Consider the following 516-nt stretch of genomic DNA (forward strand, 5'->3'; position numbering starts at 1 on the left):
CGAAGTATGACCGAGAAGTTCGGAATACTTCGCTCGATGTCGAAGAAAGGTTGTAGCCCCGACAATGCAGCATGCGAGGGGTTCTTCGGCCGAATGAAAAACGAAATGTACTACGGCAGAACCTGGCAGAACCCCCAAGAACTCAAAGAAGCAATCGCGACATACATTGAGTTCTACAACGATTACCGAATCAAGATCAGCCTCGATGGTTTGAGCATTGCCGAATACCGAAAAGTCAATGTAGCGTGAGATTGAAACTGTCTAAAAAACGTCCGCATCCCCAAATGTGTGTCTTTCCCGGGTGTGTCGTGGTTATTTGACCCAGCCTTTTTGGATGCCGAGGTTGTGTTGGTAGCTGGTGTCGATGGCGGTGTCGTATTCTGCTGGTGCACCGATGTCATTGGTAGTGGCTGTGGTGTCGTGGGTGATCAAGTTTGTTGCTGTGGAAAGTGCGTCTTGACCCCATCGCTGGTCCCTGGCGATCTTGACCGGATCGTCAGGGACTTCTGTATGTAG

1 protein-coding gene and 1 pseudogene are annotated in these 516 nt (G+C 50.2%); one reads left to right on the forward strand and one right to left on the reverse strand.

The genetic code is table 11. The features are described 5' to 3' along the window. Positions 1-249 (forward strand): IS3 family transposase (locus JQ46_RS06390; protein WP_034986410.1); only part of this gene is annotated, 249 nt, incomplete at its 5' end. 63 nt (positions 250-312) lie between these two features. Here JQ46_RS06390 and JQ46_RS11045 read toward each other — a convergent pair. Further along, a pseudogene (locus JQ46_RS11045) lies at positions 313-516 on the reverse strand (IS256 family transposase); the annotation flags it as partial.

It is taken from the genome of Corynebacterium jeikeium (genome assembly GCF_000738175.1).
Lineage (GTDB): Bacteria > Actinomycetota > Actinomycetes > Mycobacteriales > Mycobacteriaceae > Corynebacterium > Corynebacterium jeikeium_C.